12 protein-coding genes are annotated in these 14,652 nt (G+C 67.9%); 9 read left to right on the top strand and 3 right to left on the bottom strand.

Features of this window, described 5'->3' with window-relative positions:
- Positions 1-3: 3 nt before the first annotated feature.
- The 3 genes from JAO74_RS04590 to JAO74_RS04580 are packed head-to-tail and all read right to left on the bottom strand — an operon-like array spanning position 4 to position 2,780.
- Positions 4-204 (bottom strand): hypothetical protein, encoded by a 201-nt coding sequence (locus JAO74_RS04590; protein WP_199035612.1) that lies wholly within the window; start codon positions 202-204, stop codon positions 4-6.
- A 48-nt stretch (positions 205-252) separates the two neighbouring features.
- Entirely contained in the window at positions 253-738 is a 486-nt protein-coding gene (gene greB, locus JAO74_RS04585) for a transcription elongation factor GreB (protein ID WP_199035610.1), read from the bottom strand.
- Entirely contained in the window at positions 738-2,780 is a 2,043-nt protein-coding gene (locus JAO74_RS04580) for a lytic transglycosylase domain-containing protein (protein WP_233150667.1), read from the bottom strand. Before JAO74_RS04580 ends, greB begins: the two co-directional genes overlap by 1 nt.
- 89 nt (positions 2,781-2,869) lie before the next feature.
- Between JAO74_RS04580 and dapA the strand changes: the two genes are divergently transcribed.
- The 9 genes from dapA to JAO74_RS04535 all read left to right on the top strand — a co-directional run bounded on the left by dapA (position 2,870) and on the right by JAO74_RS04535 (position 14,624).
- Entirely contained in the window at positions 2,870-3,754 is an 885-nt protein-coding gene (gene dapA, locus JAO74_RS04575) for a 4-hydroxy-tetrahydrodipicolinate synthase (protein ID WP_199035606.1), read from the top strand.
- A gap of 443 nt (positions 3,755-4,197) precedes the next feature.
- Positions 4,198-4,680, top strand: coding sequence for an SsrA-binding protein SmpB (gene smpB / locus JAO74_RS04570; RefSeq protein WP_056527587.1), 483 nt, complete (start codon positions 4,198-4,200; stop codon positions 4,678-4,680).
- The gene (locus JAO74_RS04565) at positions 4,680-5,234 is read left to right on the top strand and encodes a DUF2062 domain-containing protein (protein WP_199035604.1); all 555 of its coding nucleotides are present in this window, start codon (positions 4,680-4,682) and stop codon (positions 5,232-5,234) included. Before smpB ends, JAO74_RS04565 begins: the two co-directional genes overlap by 1 nt.
- 63 nt (positions 5,235-5,297) lie before the next feature.
- On the top strand, positions 5,298-7,373 hold the full coding sequence (locus tag JAO74_RS04560; RefSeq protein WP_199035602.1) for a M13 family metallopeptidase: 2,076 nt from the start codon (positions 5,298-5,300) through the stop codon (positions 7,371-7,373).
- A 121-nt stretch (positions 7,374-7,494) separates the two neighbouring features.
- On the top strand, positions 7,495-9,876 hold the full coding sequence (locus JAO74_RS04555; protein WP_199035600.1) for a hybrid sensor histidine kinase/response regulator: 2,382 nt from the start codon (positions 7,495-7,497) through the stop codon (positions 9,874-9,876).
- Between the two features lie 40 nt (positions 9,877-9,916).
- On the top strand, positions 9,917-10,267 hold the full coding sequence (locus JAO74_RS04550; RefSeq protein WP_199035598.1) for a response regulator: 351 nt from the start codon (positions 9,917-9,919) through the stop codon (positions 10,265-10,267).
- An 86-nt stretch (positions 10,268-10,353) separates the two neighbouring features.
- Positions 10,354-12,075: a dihydroxy-acid dehydratase gene (gene ilvD / locus JAO74_RS04545; RefSeq protein ID WP_199035596.1), complete on the top strand. Its 1,722-nt coding sequence runs from the start codon at positions 10,354-10,356 to the stop codon at positions 12,073-12,075.
- 36 nt (positions 12,076-12,111) lie between these two features.
- Complete coding sequence (locus JAO74_RS04540; protein ID WP_199035594.1) at positions 12,112-13,461, top strand: NAD(P)H-hydrate dehydratase; 1,350 nt, start codon at positions 12,112-12,114, stop codon at positions 13,459-13,461.
- A complete protein-coding gene (locus tag JAO74_RS04535; protein WP_199035592.1) occupies positions 13,458-14,624 on the top strand; it encodes a class I SAM-dependent RNA methyltransferase in 1,167 nt (388 codons plus the stop codon). The genes JAO74_RS04540 and JAO74_RS04535 overlap by 4 nt, the downstream gene beginning before the upstream one ends.
- The last annotated feature ends 28 nt before the right edge of the window (positions 14,625-14,652 follow it).

The following is a 14,652-nucleotide window of genomic DNA, read 5'->3' as shown; positions in this document are numbered from 1 at the left end:
CCGTCACCGCGTCACGATTGCGTCCGGCTCAGCCTCGTCGTCATCGTTCGCGTCGCGCAGTTCGGCCTGCAACGCAAGTTCGGCCTGAAGACTGCCGCCCATACCACCCGCGATCGCATCCAGACCCGTCTCGCGCAGCGCCGCCCTGATGATCGCCTCGTCCTCGGCCTCGCGGGCCGGAATATCGCGTGGGTGCTCCGTCATCCTCGTGTCTCCTTCGACCGTCAACCGATGCGGGCAGGGCGGTGTTCCTCACGCCGCCGGATAGGCGACCGCCACAACCTCATATTCCTTCTCGCCGGCGGGCAGCGTCACCCGGCGCAGGTCGCCGACCGCACTGCCGCGCAGGGCACGGGCCAGCGGCGCGCTCCACCCGATCCGCCCGGCACCCGCATCCGCCTCGTCGTCCCCGACCAGCGTCAGCGTGCGCTCCTGATCGTCCTCGTCCGCGATCGTCACGCTGGCGCCGAACCACGCCCGCGCGCGGTCCTCCTGCCGGGCGGGATCGACGACCTTGGCCGCCTTCATCCGCTTCGACAGCCAGCCCAGCCGCCGGTCGATCTCGCGCAGCCGCTTGCGGCCATAGATGTAATCGCCATTCTCTGATCGGTCGCCATTGCCCGCCGCCCAGCTGATCGTTTCGACCAGCGCCGGGCGTTCGGTGCCGAACAACCGCTCATATTCCGCGCGCAGCGTCGCATAGCCGGCCGGCGTGATGTAATTGGGCCGCGGCTCCATCAGCCCGGCCGCGACTTGCCGAGATACCAGGACAGCCGCGCCGCGCCCTGGCTCTTCGCCCGCGTGGGGTTCATCAGGTCGTACACGACCGCATTCTCCAGCACCCGCTGCACGTAATTGCGCGTTTCGCCATACGGGATCAGCTCGACCCAATCGACCATGTCGATCGCGCCGGTGCGCGGATCGCCGAACTGGCGCAGCCACTTGTTCACGTTGCCGCCACCGGCATTGTATGCCGCCACCGCCAGCGGGAAGCTGTTGTAATTGGCATAGACGCGCTGGAAATAACTCGATCCCAGCATGATCGAGATGAACGGATCGCTCGACAATTGCTCGGGCGTGAAGCTCAGGCCGATCTTGCCGCCCTGTTCGCGCGCGGTGGCCGGCATCAACTGCATCAGGCCACGCGCGCCCGCGCCGCTGACCGCCGCCCGGTCGAACTGGCTCTCCTGCCGCGCGATCGCATGGATCAGCGTCCAATTGCCCTCATACCCCGCCGGCACCGGCACGACGGGGAAGCCCGCCGCCGAATAATCGGTCAGCCCGTTCTGCATCGCGCTGCGCCCAACCATCACCGCTAGGTCAGGGCGGCCGATCTGCCGCGACAGCTCGTCCGCCAGCAGATGATCCGTCGGGCTGGTCGCATCCGCCGCGATCTGGCGGACGAAGGCGGTCTGGTCCTGCCACTGGCCGATCTGCCCCAGAAAACGCGCCGCCTGCACCGTCTCTCGATTGGTAAAGGCGGCGCGGATCGCGGGGTCGATGGTCGGCGCCGCGATCGCCGGCGGGGCGGCGAGGGGACGACCCGTCCGCTCCAGCGCCAGTTGCCCATAATATTGGTCGCGATACCCCGCCGCCCGCGCATAGAACGCCGTCGCCTGCTCGGCCATGCCGGCCGCTTCCGCCGCCCGTCCGGCCCAGTAGAAACCCTTGGCCCGCGTCTGCGGCGCCTGACTGCCACGGCCATAACGATCGAACATCGTCATCGCATCGGCGGGCCGGTTCAACTGCTTCAGCGCCGTCTGTCCCGCCAGCCACGCCAGCGAGGTGTAATCGTCCCGCTCGCCATACGGCTTGGTCGAAACGTCGGTGCCGACCGGATAGGCATCGTCGATCTGCCGCGCGATGTCGTATGCGACCTGATATTGCCCGTCCGCCGCCGCGCCGCGCGCGTTGACCAGCAGCACCTCGTACCATTTCTCGACATGGCCCGGCCGGCTCGCCAGCATCCGCGTCTGCGCCAGCCAGGTCCGCGCACTGGGGCTCAGCGTATCGCGCAGCCACGTCGCGCGATCCGCGATATAACCGGGGTCGTTCGCGTACAGCGCCTGCGTCGCCGCCGACAGTTCGGCGGCATTGGCCGCCTTCGTCCGGAATGCCAGCCGCGCCTCGAACACCGGCCGCTTCGCCGCGCTGACCAGCGGCAATTGCCGCATCGCCAGCGTCGTCTGCCCCTGCCACAACAGCGCATCCATGCGCGCGTCCTGATCGGCGGGCGTCAGCGCGCCGGGAAAGCTGGTTAGTACCGCGCTCTCGTCGGTCGTCGACAGCGACCCCATCCGCCACGCCGCCCGTGCCGCCGCATCGGCCCCCGCCCGGTCGCCCGCCGCCAGCAACGCGCGGGCCTGTGCCACCATGCCCGTCGCCGTCAGCGGCGGATATTTGCGAAAGAACGCCGCGACATTCCCCGGCGATCCGGTGCCCAGTCCCGCCTGCCGCTCCGCCGCGCGCCGGTTCGCCGTCTCGCCCGGCCACCCGGGATGCGCGATCACGAAATTGGCATAGCTGTCGAACGGCAACGCGTCCGTCTGTTGCAGGGCACGCCACTGCGCCAGCGCCGATGCGATCGCAGGATTGCTGGGGGCCACCATCGCCGGGGCGGCGGGGCGGCCGGTGGTGGCGGTCGCAGTCGCCGCGCCGCGATTGGCGGCCTCGGTCTGGGCGCGGTCGATCGCGTCCTGCGACTGGGTGGAATAGGGGGGTGTGGATTGGGACAGCGCGGCGGTGCCGGCCAGCATCGCCAGCAGCATCCCTGATTTCATCGGTGCGATCATGTGGACAGATTACGCATCGCACCCGTATCTGTCCTGAACGAAATGCACCCAAGCTGCCCAAAAGGACGCCTGCACCCATGTTTTCCGGTTCGATTCCCGCGCTCGTGACCCCGTTCGACGCGGCCGGTGATTTCGACGAGGCGGTGTTCCGCGATTTTGTCGAATGGCAGATCGCGGAAGGATCGGCCGCGCTGGTCGCCTGTGGCACCACGGGTGAGGCCGCGACGCTCAGCTATGACGAACATTTCCACGTCGTCCGCGTCTGCGTCGATCAGGCGCGGGGGCGGGTGCCCGTCATCGCCGGCGCCGGCTCAAACGACACCCGCGTCGCCACCGCCAATCTGCGCGCCGCCAAAGACGCCGGCGCCGACGCCGCGCTGATGGTGCCGCCCTATTACAACCGCCCCTCGCAGGAAGGCATCTTCCGCCATTTCGAGGCGCTGGCCGCCGACGCGCCGTTGCCGATCGTCCTCTACAACGTGCCGGGCCGCACCGTCACCGATATCCAGCCCGCCACCGTCATCCGCATCGTGCAGGCGTTTCCGCAGGTGTTCGTCGGCATCAAGGACGCGTCGGGCGCGCTCGGCCGCGTGTCCCAGCATCGCGCCGCGTTAGGGCCGGACTTCGTCCAGCTGTCGGGCAACGACGACCTCGCGCTCGCCTATAACGCGATGGGCGGCACCGGCTGCATCTCCGTCACCGCCAACGCCGCGCCGCGCCTGTGCGCCGATTTTCAGGCAGCATGTGCGGCCGGCGACATGGCGACCGCGCTTGGCCTGCACGACCGCCTCTATCCGCTCCATGACGCGATGTTCACCGACGCCTCGCCCGGCCCCGTAAAATACGCCATGACCCGCATCCGCCCCGGCTTCCCCCCACATCTCCGCCTGCCGATGACCCCCGCCAACGACGCCTCGCGCACGCTGGTCGATGCCGCACTGGCGCACGCCGGATTGATCTAGGAGCGACGATTGAGTTGCGCCGAAGAAGAATGTTCGCGCAGAGGCGCAGAGAACGCAGAGAAGAAACGCACCGGAGCGATCCGGCAGACCAATTCCAAGGTTCTGAAAAAGAGAAAACATCTCACCGAACGCAACTCTCAGCGTCCTCCGCGCATCTGCGCGAACCCATTCTTCTCCGCGTCTCCGCGTCTCCTCGTAAACATCCCTCCCAAAGAAAACCCTGTCCTACAGGACAAGACCTCGGCTAACCCCAACGAACTCCCGCTCTTTCCCATCGCCCGTATAATATCGCGCATGCGTGCGCCCGCGCCCGATCGCGCGCATGTCAGGTGTGACTTTCGAGACCTTCCGCCCCGGCCACTTGCTCTAACGGTCGTCACTTTACGCCCACTCGGCGTCCGCCGCTTCCCAACGGCGTATCGGCCGCCTACATCGCACCCCACATGCCCCGCCCCAAACCCGTCGCCTTCGACAAGAAGAAGATCGTCGCCGAGAACCGTCGCGCGCGGTTCGAATATTCGATCGATACCGTCTACGAGGCGGGGATCGCGCTGACCGGTACGGAGGTGAAGAGCCTGCGCTTCGGCGAAGGATCGATCGCGGAAAGCTATGCCGAGGTGAAGGGCAAGGAGGTCTGGCTGGTCAACGCCAACGTCCCCGAATTCAGCCACGGCAACCGCTTCAATCACGAGGCGAAACGCCCGCGCAAGCTGCTGCTGCACGAACGCGAGATCAACAAGATGCACGGCGCCGTCGCCCGACAGGGCATGACGCTCGTGCCGCTGTCGGTCTATTTCAACTCTCAGGGCCGCGCGAAGGTCGAACTGGCGCTGGCGAAGGGCCGCAAGGACCACGACAAGCGCGAACACATCAAGGAACGCGAGTGGAAGCGCGAGGCCGGGCGCGTGCTCCGCGATCGCGGCTGATGGCATCGACCGCTCCCGGCGTCTGGCACCGCAGCGCTGCGTGGTGCCGCCGCAACCTGCCGACCCGCGAGTCGATGGAGCGGAGCCGGATGCTCCGCCCCGTCGCCCACCGCGTGCTGGCGCCCGAACTGTGGCGCTTCACCCGCCGCTCGGTGCCGCGCGGCGTCGCGCTCGGCATGGTGGCGGGCGTGCTGTTCCCGGTCGCGCAGATCGCCATCGCCGCCGTCTTCGCGCTGCCGTTCCGCGCCAACGTGCCGGTCGCCGCGCTGACGACGTTCGTCACCAATCCGCTGACCACGCCCTTCATCCTCGTCGCTGCCTATTGGATCGGCACCTGGATGCTGCGCCTCGACGCCCCCGTCGTCGCCCAGCCGGTGGCCGATGCCGCCACCAACTGGCTGCAATGGCTGTGGAAAGCAGGGCCGGCGACGATCACCGGTCTGGTCGTCATCGCGGTCGTGGCGGCGGCGGTCGGTTATGCGCTCTCCACGCTCGGCTGGCGGCTGTGGATCGCCCGCAAGTGGCGCACGCGGCATCATCACAACGTTAATTGACGAGGCGTTTCAGCGGAGTACAACACGCGGCATCTATCCCAGGACCTTTCCCAAGGATCATCGATGCATCAGCGCCTGTTCGCCGCCCTCCTGCTCGCCTCCGCCGCGTCGACCGCCGCCCTGGCAGGTTCTGCCCCGCAGACCGCAACGCCGGCTGCCACGGCTGACACCACCGCCGGCAAGCCGAAGCTCGGCGATTTCGGCGTCGAGCTCGCCAACATGGACAGGAGCGTGAAGCCGGGCGACGACTTCTACCGTTTCGTCAATGGCAAGTGGCAGGACAAGACCGAAATCCCCGCCGACAAGTCCAGCTGGGGCGGCTTCGGCATCCTGCGCGACCTGTCCGACCAGCGCACCCGCATCGTGATCGAAGATGCCGCCAAGGCCCAGAACGCGCCCGGCAGCATCGGCGACAAGATCGGCACCACCTATGCCAGCTTCATGGACGCCGCCGCGATCGAGGCGAAGGGCGCCGCCCCGCTGAAGCCCTATCTCGACAGGATCGCGCTGGTGAAGACGCCGAAAGACCTCGCCACCGCGTTCGGCGAGGCGACTCGCCACGGCATGGACGTGCCGATCGGCCTTTCCGTGCAACAGGACCTGAAGGACAACACCGTCTACACGGTCTATGCCGGGCAGGGTGGTCTGGGCTTGCCGGACCGCGATTACTACCTCGTCGACAATCCGAAGTTCATCGAGGCGCGGACGAAGTACGTGACGCACATCGCCACGATGCTGCGTCTCGCCGGCCAGCCCGATCCCGAGGGTGCTGCCAAGCGCATCTACGATCTGGAAAAGCAGATCGCGACCGTCCACTGGACCCGCGCCGAACAGCGTCAGGTGGAAAAGGCGTACAACCCCGTCCCCACCGCCGAACTGGCGACGCGAATGCCGGGCTTCGACTGGCCGGCTTTGCTCGCCGCGCAAGGACTGTCCGCCCGGCCGCAGGTGATCGTCACCCAGCCATCGGCGCTCGCCGGCACCGCCAAGATCGCCGCCGCCACGCCGATGTCGACGTGGCGCGAATATCTTGCCTACCACACCATTTCCGAAGCGGCGTCCAAGCTGTCGAGCCCGTTCGTGAACGAGAATTTCGCGTTCTACGGCACCACCCTGTCGGGCACGCCGCAGTTGAAGGAGCGGTGGAAGCGCGGCGTCGACCTGGTCAACGGCAGCCTGGGTGAGGCGGTCGGCCAGATTTATGTCCAGCGTTACTTCCCGCCCGAATCCAAGGCGAAGATGGACGTGCTGGTCAGGAACCTGATCGCCGCGATGGATGTCCGCCTGTCGAAGCTGGAATGGATGGCGCCCGAAACGAAGGTGAAGGCCCGCGCCAAGCTGGCCGCCTTCACGCCGAAGATCGGCTACCCCGACAAGTGGCGCGATTATTCCGCACTTCAGGTCGTGCGCGGCGACGTGCTGGGCAACGCCGATCGCGTCGCCGAGTTCGAGTACAACCGCCAGCTCGCCAAGATCGGCAAGCCCGTCGATCGCAGCGAGTGGTTCATGACGCCGCAGACGGTCAACGCCTATGCCAACCCGACCATGAACGAGGTCGTGTTCCCGGCCGCGATCCTGCAACCGCCGTTCTTCGATCCCAACGCCGATCCGGCGGTGAACTATGGCGCGATCGGTGCGGTCATCGGCCACGAACTCAGCCATCACTTCGACGATCAGGGCCGCAAGTTCGATCCGCAGGGCAATTTCGCCGAATGGTGGACGCCGCAGGACGTGACCCGTTTCAAGGCGTACACCGACAAGGTCGTCGCCCAGTACGGTGCGTACGAGCCGGTACCCGGCATGCACGTGAACGGCGAGCTGACGCTGGGTGAGAACATGGCCGATCTGGCCGGTGCCACCGTCGCCTATGATGCGTACAGGATCTCGCTGAACGGCAAGCCCGCGAAGGTGATCGAGGGATATACCGGCGACCAGCGATTCTTCATGGGCTTCGGTCAGGTCTGGCAGACCAAGGCGCGCGAGGCGGCGATCCGCCAGCAGTTGACCACCGATCCCCACACGCCCGGCAACTGGCGCGCCTATGTCGTTCGCAACCTCGATCCTTGGTACACCGCCTTCTCGGTCAAGCCCGGCGAAAAATACTATCTGGCGCCGGCCGACCGTATCAAGGTCTGGTAAGCACGCGCCCCGCGCCGTCCCCGTCGCGGCCCTTCATGGCCGTTGACGGGGACCCGCCCCAATCCACCCGCGTCTAGTCAACTTGCTTGACGACGCGCGGCACACGGCCCGAAGACACGCCATGGCTTCGCTAGCGCCCCGATCATCGCCCGCCCGCGCCGCTGCGGCCATTGCGCTCGGCGTCGGTCTAGTCGCGGCGGCGCTGGTGCTGGTCGTCGCCGACAGCTGGATCGCCGCTGCCGGGTTCGTCGCCGCCGCGATCGTCGTCATCGGCGCGGTCGTCGCCTGGCGCCTGCTCGCCCCCGTCGCCGCCGACGGCGCGCGCGCGATCGACTGGAACATCACCCGTGCCGTCGCCGGCGCCAGCGCCGATGCGGTGGCGGTCACCGATCGCGGTGGTCGCCTGATCTGCGCCAACGACGCCTATGAGGCGATGTTCGACGGTTTTCCCACGCCGCCCGGCCTGCCGCTGGATGAGGAGGCGAACGCCGCGCTGGCCGCCGCCGCCCGTGTCGCGTGGCGCGATGGCATCGCCCTAGTCGAGCGGGTGGAGGGGATGGACGCCTCCCTGACCGCCACGATCACCCGCGCCGGTGACGAGGCCGACATGCTGGTCTGGCGCTTCGCGCCGACCGAGGAACGCGATCTGGCGATGACCGCACGGTTCCTGATCGGCGGCCCGACCGGTGACCGGCTGGGTGAGGCGGGGATCATGGCCGCGCTGATGACCCCGCACGGCCATGTCCTGGCGGCCAACGCGGTGCTCGAACATCGCGCGCTTGGTCATCCCGGCTCGATCAACGGTCGCGATTTCGTCGATCTGCTCATCACCGACAGCCGCGGCCTGATCCGGTTCGAGCGTGAGGGGCTGGAGGGAACGCCGCTGCGCCTCATCCAGGTGCCGTTCCTCAACGGTCAGGACGCGCCGATGCTGGTCGTCCTGCTCGACGATCGCGACGATACGCCGGCCCCCGGCACATCCGCCTCCGCGCATGTCCGCTCGCTCGTCAGCCTGATGCCGTTCGGCATGGCGCTCGTCGATCGCGAGGGGCGCTTCCTCCAGATGAACGACGCCTTCCTGCGCGCGGCGGGGGTCGAGGCGACGGACGTTCCGCTCTATCCCGGCGATCTGGTGGTGCGCGAGGACAAGACCGCGGTCGCCGATGCGATCCGCCGCTTCGCCGCCGGCGCGACGCATTCGACCGACATGGCCGTGCGGCTGAAGGATCACCCCGACGAACCCGTCGCACTCACCATCGCCGGCGCGCGCGGGCTGGGCGATGCCGCCGTCCTCCTCAGCCTGAAGAACAACAGCGAGGAGACCCGCCTGAAGCGCGAGGTGGCGCAGGCGACCAAGATGCAGGCGGTCGGTCAGCTTGCCGGCGGCGTCGCGCATGATTTCAACAACATCCTGACCGCCATTCTCGGTCACTGCGACCTGATGCTGATGCGCCATTCACCCGGCGACAGCGATTATGACGATATCCAGCAAATCCGCACCAATTCGAACCGCGCCGCCAGCCTGACCCGCCAGCTGCTCGCCTTCTCCCGCCAGCAGACGCTGCGGCCTCAGGTGCTGCAGTTGCCCGACGTGGTGTCGGAGGTATCGAACCTCCTGAAACGCCTGATGGGCGAAACCGTCCGGCTCGACGTCAGCCACGGCCGTGGTCTGGGTGCGGTGCGTGCCGATCCCGGCCAGTTGGAACAGGTCGTCGTCAACCTCGCGGTCAACGCCCGCGATGCGATCGTCGCCGCCAATCCGCAGGGCGGCGGCACGCTCAGCATCCACACCCGCGCCGTTACGCCCGCCGAGGTGCGAGAGATGGAGCAGGATATCATGCCTGCGGCCGATTACACCGCGCTGTCGGTCACCGACACCGGCACCGGCATCCCGGCCGATATCCTGCCCAAGATTTTCGAGCCGTTCTTCACGACGAAGGAAACCGGCAAGGGAACGGGTCTCGGCCTGTCCACCGTCTATGGCATCGTGAAGCAATCGGGCGGCTGGATCTTTGCCGATTCGAAACCGGGGCAGGGTGCGACCTTCACCATGTATCTGCCCGTCCATACCGTCGATCCCGCAACGCTGCGCCCGGCTGCCCCACCCAAGCCCGCGCCAAAGCCCAGCGAATTATGGGGGCAGGGCACCGTCCTGCTGGTCGAGGACGAGGATATGGTCCGCGCCGTCGCCGAGCGCGCTTTGACCCGTCAGGGCTACACGGTATGGACCGCCGAAAATGGTGAGGTCGCACTCGAACTGTTGCGCGTAAGCGACCGGCCGGACCTGTTGATTTCGGACGTGGTGATGCCGACGATGGATGGACCGACGATGGTCCGCCACGTGCGCGAACGCTATCCGGACCTGCCGGTTCTGTTCATGTCCGGCTATGCCGAGGAACAACTGCGCCGGTCGATCGACCTGGACAATGTCGCATTCCTGCCCAAGCCGTTTTCGGTCCAGCAACTGGCAGAGGCCGCGCGCGAAGTGCTGACCCGGCCATGACGTTGCATTTGCGTCACAACTCCCGCTAAAGACGAAACGGATGACCGCAGCCAAGCAGATTCTGATCGTCGAGGACGAGCCCCTGATCGCCATGATGCTCGAGGATTTCCTCGACATCCTCGACCAGGGAGTGGCCGGCAGCACCGACAGCGTCGCCACCGCACTGGAACGCGTCGGCCAGGGCGGCATCGACGCCGCGATCCTCGACGTCAACCTGCGGGGCGGTGAGAAGAGCACCCCCGTCGCCGAAGCGTTGGCGGCGGCTGGCGTGCCCTTCGTATTCGCTACCGGCGGCGGCGACGACAGCGTCGATGAACGCTTCCGCGACCGGCCCGTCCTGCAAAAGCCCTTCACGATGGATGGCGTGGCGAAGGCGCTCGCGGCGCTTTAATCGAGGGCCGCAGATGTCGATCGCGCAGCAATGTTGCGCGAAAGATGCTTGCGTCGAATGTGGCTGTCGCGACATAGGCTGTCGCCATGACCCAGACCTTCGACAAGTCCCGCCTGCCGAGCCGCCACGTCTCCGTCGGGCCGGAACGCGCCCCGCATCGCAGTTATTACTATGCCATGGGCATCAGCGAAGAGGATATCGCGCGCCCCTTCGTGGCGCTCGCCTCGGCCGGCAACAACTCCGCGCCCTGCAACACCACGCTTGATGTGCAGGCCGATGCCGCGCAGGCCGGCGTGATCCAGGGCGGCGGCCTACCCCGTCGCTTCAACACGATCACCGTCACCGATGGCATCGCGATGGGCCATCAGGGGATGAAATCCTCGCTGGTCAGCCGTGAAGTCATCGCCGACTCGGTCGAACTTTCCGTGCGCGGTCACTGCTACGACGCGCTCGTCGGTTTTGCCGGCTGCGACAAGTCGCTGCCCGGCATGATGATGGCGATGCTCCGCCTCGATGTGCCGTCGATCTTCGTCTATGGCGGCTCGATCCTCCCCGGCCGCTACCAGAACCGCGACGTGACCGTCGTCGACGTGTTCGAGGTCGTCGGCAGATACGCCGCTGGCGCCTGTCCGCTGTCCGAGGTCCATGAGTTGGAAAAGGTCGCGTGCCCCGGCCACGGCGCCTGCGGCGGCCAGTTCACCGCCAATACCATGGCCTGCGTCGGTGAGGCGATCGGATTGTCGTTGCCGAACAGCAACATGGTGCCCGCTCCTTACACCAGCCGCGAACAGATCGCGATCGCCGCCGGCGCGCAGGTGATGGAACTGGTCCAGCAGCAACTCCGCCCCCGCATGATCTGCACGCGCGACGCGTTCGAGAATGCCGCCCGCGTCGTTGCCGCCACCGGCGGCTCCACCAACGCCGCGCTGCATTTGCCCGCGATGGCGAACGAGGCCGGCATCGACTTCGACCTCCATGACGTCGCCCGCGTTTTCAAGGAAACGCCGTACCTCGCCGACCTGAAGCCCGGTGGCCGCTATGTCGCCAAGGACATGTACGAGGCCGGCGGCGTGTACATGTTGATGAAGACGATGATGGCCGGCGGCCTGCTCCACGGCGATTGCATGACCGTCACCGGCCGCACGCTGGCGGAGAACATCGACCGTGTGACTTGGAATCCCGACCAGAAGGTCATCTACGACATCTCGACCCCCATCACCCCCACCGGCGGCGTCGTCGGCCTCGTCGGCAGCCTCGCCCCCGCCGGCGCGATCGTGAAAGTCGCCGGCATGCACCGCCTGCAATTCGAAGGCCCCGCCCGCGTTTTCGATTGCGAGGAAGACGCCTTCGCCGCCGTCGAACACCGCACCATCGTCGAGGGCGAGGTGATCGTCATCCGCTACGAAGGGCCAAAGGGCGGCCCCGGCATGCGCGAGATGCTGTCCACCACCGCCGCACTCTACGGCCTCGGCATGGGCGAAAGCGTCGCGCTCATCACCGATGGCCGTTTCTCGGGCGGCACCCGCGGCTTCTGCATCGGCCATGTCGGCCCCGAAGCGGCCGAAGGCGGCCCGATCGCGCTGGTCGAGAACGGCGACCGGATCAGCATCGATGCGGAAGCCGGCACGATCGACCTGTTGGTCGACGACGCCATCCTCGCCGACCGCCGCGCCGCCTGGACCCCGCGCGTCAACGATTATCAGGCCGGCGCGCTATGGCGCTACGCCCAGAATGTCGGCCCGGCATGGCAGGGCGCGGTGACGCACCCCGGCGCGAAGGCGGAACGGCACGTCTACGCCGATATCTAAAGGGATCGTGCCGTCGATCCGGATCGTTCATCCGCCATGATCCCGATCGACGGCCATCCCATCCTCACCGCCGCCACCATGCGCGCAGCGGAGCAAGCACATGGAAACCTCTCTGCTTTGATGGCGCAAGCCGGGGCAGGGGTCGCCACCGCCGCCCGCCGACTGGCCGGCGCGTCGGAGGTGCTGGTCCTCTGCGGCCCCGGCAACAACGGCGGTGACGGCTACGTCGCCGCCGTAGAGCTACACGTCGCCGGCCACCCCGTCCGCGTCGCCGCCGCCACCGAGCCCCGTACCGATTTGGCCCGCGCCGCCCGCGCCCGCTGGACCGGCCCTGTCGAACCGCTCGCCACCGCCCGGCCCGCGCCGATCCTGATCGACGCGCTGTTCGGCACCGGCCTGTCGCGCCCGCTCGACGCCGTCCATGCCATGCATTTCCACCGCCTCGCCGCCGCCGCCCGCCTGACGATCGCCGTCGATCTCCCCAGCGGCGTCACGACCGACGACGGCCGCGTCCTTACCGAACCGCCCCGCTGCCACCTCACCCTCGCGCTCGGTGCCGTCAAACCGTCCCACCTGCTCCAGCCCGCCGCGCGCTATGCCGGTCACGTCCGCTTGATCGACCTCGGCCTGTCGCCCGCCAGCGTCGCCACCGTCATCGCAAGGCCAGCCTTCCGCGATCCCGGCCCCGATACGCATAAATACAGCCGCGGCATGGTCGCCCTCGTCGGCGGCGCGATGCCCGGCGCGTCCGAACTCGCCAGCATCGCAGCCCTCCGTGCCGGCGCCGGCTACGTCCTGCATCTGGGCGACGGCACCGGCCCACCCCACGCGCTCGTCCGCCGCCCGTGGAGCGCCGGCGCCCTGACCGACCCCCGCATCGGCGCCGTCGTCATCGGCCCCGGTCTCGGCCGCGACGACACCGCTCGCGACCGTCTTGCCACCGCCCTCGCCAGCGGCCGCCCGCTGGTGATCGATGGCGACGCCCTCCATCTGCTCGACGCCGATGCCCCCCGCAGCGCCCAAACAATCCTCACCCCCCATGCCGGCGAAATCGACGCTCTCTTTGGCAAAAGCACCGCCAGCAAGATCGATCGCGCCCGCGTCGCCGCCGCCCGCGCCGATGTCGTCGTCATCTTCAAAGGCCCCGACACCGTCATCGCCGCCCCCGACAGCCGCGTCACCGTCTCGGCCGACGCCAGCGACTGGCTGTCCGCCGCCGGCACCGGCGACGTGCTCGCCGGCGCGACCGGCGCGATGCTCGCCAGCGGCCTGCCACCGTTCGAGGCCGCCACCGCCGCCGTCTGGCTCCACCGCGAAGCCGCGCGCCTCTGTGGACGATCCTTCATTGCCGACGACCTCGTGGGCGCGCTATCGCGCGTCCGATGAGCCTCATCCTCCGTGTCGCCGCCCGCGGTGACGGCGTCGCCGCCGACGGCCGCCACGCCGCCCTTGCCGCTCCCGGCGACACTTTGACCGCAACCGGCGAGGTGATCGCCGGCCCGCATCACCAGTCGCCACCCTGCCGCCACTTCCCGCAATGCGGCGGTTGCCAGCTTCAGCATCTCGACGACGAGAGCTACACGGCCTTCGTCGCCGACCGCATCGCCGTCGCCCTCGACGCACAGGGACTCGAAGCACCGATCCGCCCCGTCAAGCTATCGCCGCCGCGCACCCGCCGCCGCGCGACACTCCACGCCGATCGCGGCTTGCTCGGTTTCACCGCCGAAAGCAGCCACCAGATCGTCGACATGCGCGAATGCCATATCCTGCTGCCCGAGTTGTTCGCGCTCGTCGCGCCGCTCCGCGCATTGCTCCAGCGCCTCGGCCTCAAACGCCGCATTGACGTCCACCTGGCGATGGCCGATCAAGGCCCCGACATCCTCATCAACGGCTTCGCGCCGCAGGGACTCGAAGCCGCCGAGGCCCTGACCGCCTTCTGCGAAAAGCACGGCGTCGCCCGCTTCTCGGTCGATGACGGCGTCGGTCCCGAAACCCGCTGGGAACCGCAGCCTGTCACCATCACCCTCGGCGGCATCCCTGTCGCCATGCCCCCCGGCGCCTTCCTGCAAGCCACGCAGGAAGGCGAAGACGCGCTCGTCGCCGCCGTGCAGGAATCCACCGGCAAGGCGAAGACGGTAGCCGACCTGTTCGCCGGCCTCGGCACCTTCGCCCTCGCGCTGCCCGCCAAGGTCTATGCGGCGGAGGGCGCCCGCGACGCGCTGTTTTCGCTCAGAGCAGCCGCCCAACTCCGCGGCCGCCCGATCTTCCCCGAACACCGCGACCTCTATCGCCGCCCGCTGACCGTCGCCGAACTCGATCGTTTCGACGCCGTCGTCATCGATCCCCCCCGCGCCGGCGCCCGCGAACAAACCGACGCGCTGGCCGCGTGCAGGGTGAACAGCATCGCCTATGTTTCCTGCAATCCCAGCACCTTCGCGCGCGATGCGAAGGTCATGGTTGAGGGCGGCTGGCGGATCGACTGGGTCCAGCCCGTCGGCCAGTTCCGATGGTCCACGCATGTCGAACTTGCGGCGCGGTTCGTCCGCTAGAACGGCAACTACCGCCCGTAGCCACCCG

It is taken from the genome of Sphingomonas mollis, from assembly GCF_016427505.1.
GTDB classification, from domain to species: domain Bacteria; phylum Pseudomonadota; class Alphaproteobacteria; order Sphingomonadales; family Sphingomonadaceae; genus Sphingomonas; species Sphingomonas mollis.
The sequence above is the reverse complement of the archived record's forward strand: the minus strand, read 5'-3'. Positions and strand labels throughout refer to the sequence as shown.

Bases quoted from the DNA above. Each gene is read 5' to 3' on its own strand.
- JAO74_RS04590 (WP_199035612.1), bottom strand. From the start codon at position 204: ATGACGGAGCACCCACGCGATATTCCGGCCCGCGAGGCCGAGGACGAG.
- greB (WP_199035610.1), bottom strand. From the start codon at position 738: ATGGAGCCGCGGCCCAATTACATCACGCCGGCCGGCTATGCGACGCTG.
- JAO74_RS04580 (WP_233150667.1), bottom strand. From the start codon at position 2,780: ATGAAATCAGGGATGCTGCTGGCGATGCTGGCCGGCACCGCCGCGCTG.
- dapA (WP_199035606.1), top strand. From the start codon at position 2,870: ATGTTTTCCGGTTCGATTCCCGCGCTCGTGACCCCGTTCGACGCGGCC.
- smpB (WP_056527587.1), top strand. From the start codon at position 4,198: ATGCCCCGCCCCAAACCCGTCGCCTTCGACAAGAAGAAGATCGTCGCC.
- JAO74_RS04565 (WP_199035604.1), top strand. From the start codon at position 4,680: ATGGCATCGACCGCTCCCGGCGTCTGGCACCGCAGCGCTGCGTGGTGC.
- JAO74_RS04560 (WP_199035602.1), top strand. From the start codon at position 5,298: ATGCATCAGCGCCTGTTCGCCGCCCTCCTGCTCGCCTCCGCCGCGTCG.
- JAO74_RS04555 (WP_199035600.1), top strand. From the start codon at position 7,495: ATGGCTTCGCTAGCGCCCCGATCATCGCCCGCCCGCGCCGCTGCGGCC.
- JAO74_RS04550 (WP_199035598.1), top strand. From the start codon at position 9,917: ATGACCGCAGCCAAGCAGATTCTGATCGTCGAGGACGAGCCCCTGATC.
- ilvD (WP_199035596.1), top strand. From the start codon at position 10,354: ATGACCCAGACCTTCGACAAGTCCCGCCTGCCGAGCCGCCACGTCTCC.
- JAO74_RS04540 (WP_199035594.1), top strand. From the start codon at position 12,112: ATGATCCCGATCGACGGCCATCCCATCCTCACCGCCGCCACCATGCGC.
- JAO74_RS04535 (WP_199035592.1), top strand. From the start codon at position 13,458: ATGAGCCTCATCCTCCGTGTCGCCGCCCGCGGTGACGGCGTCGCCGCC.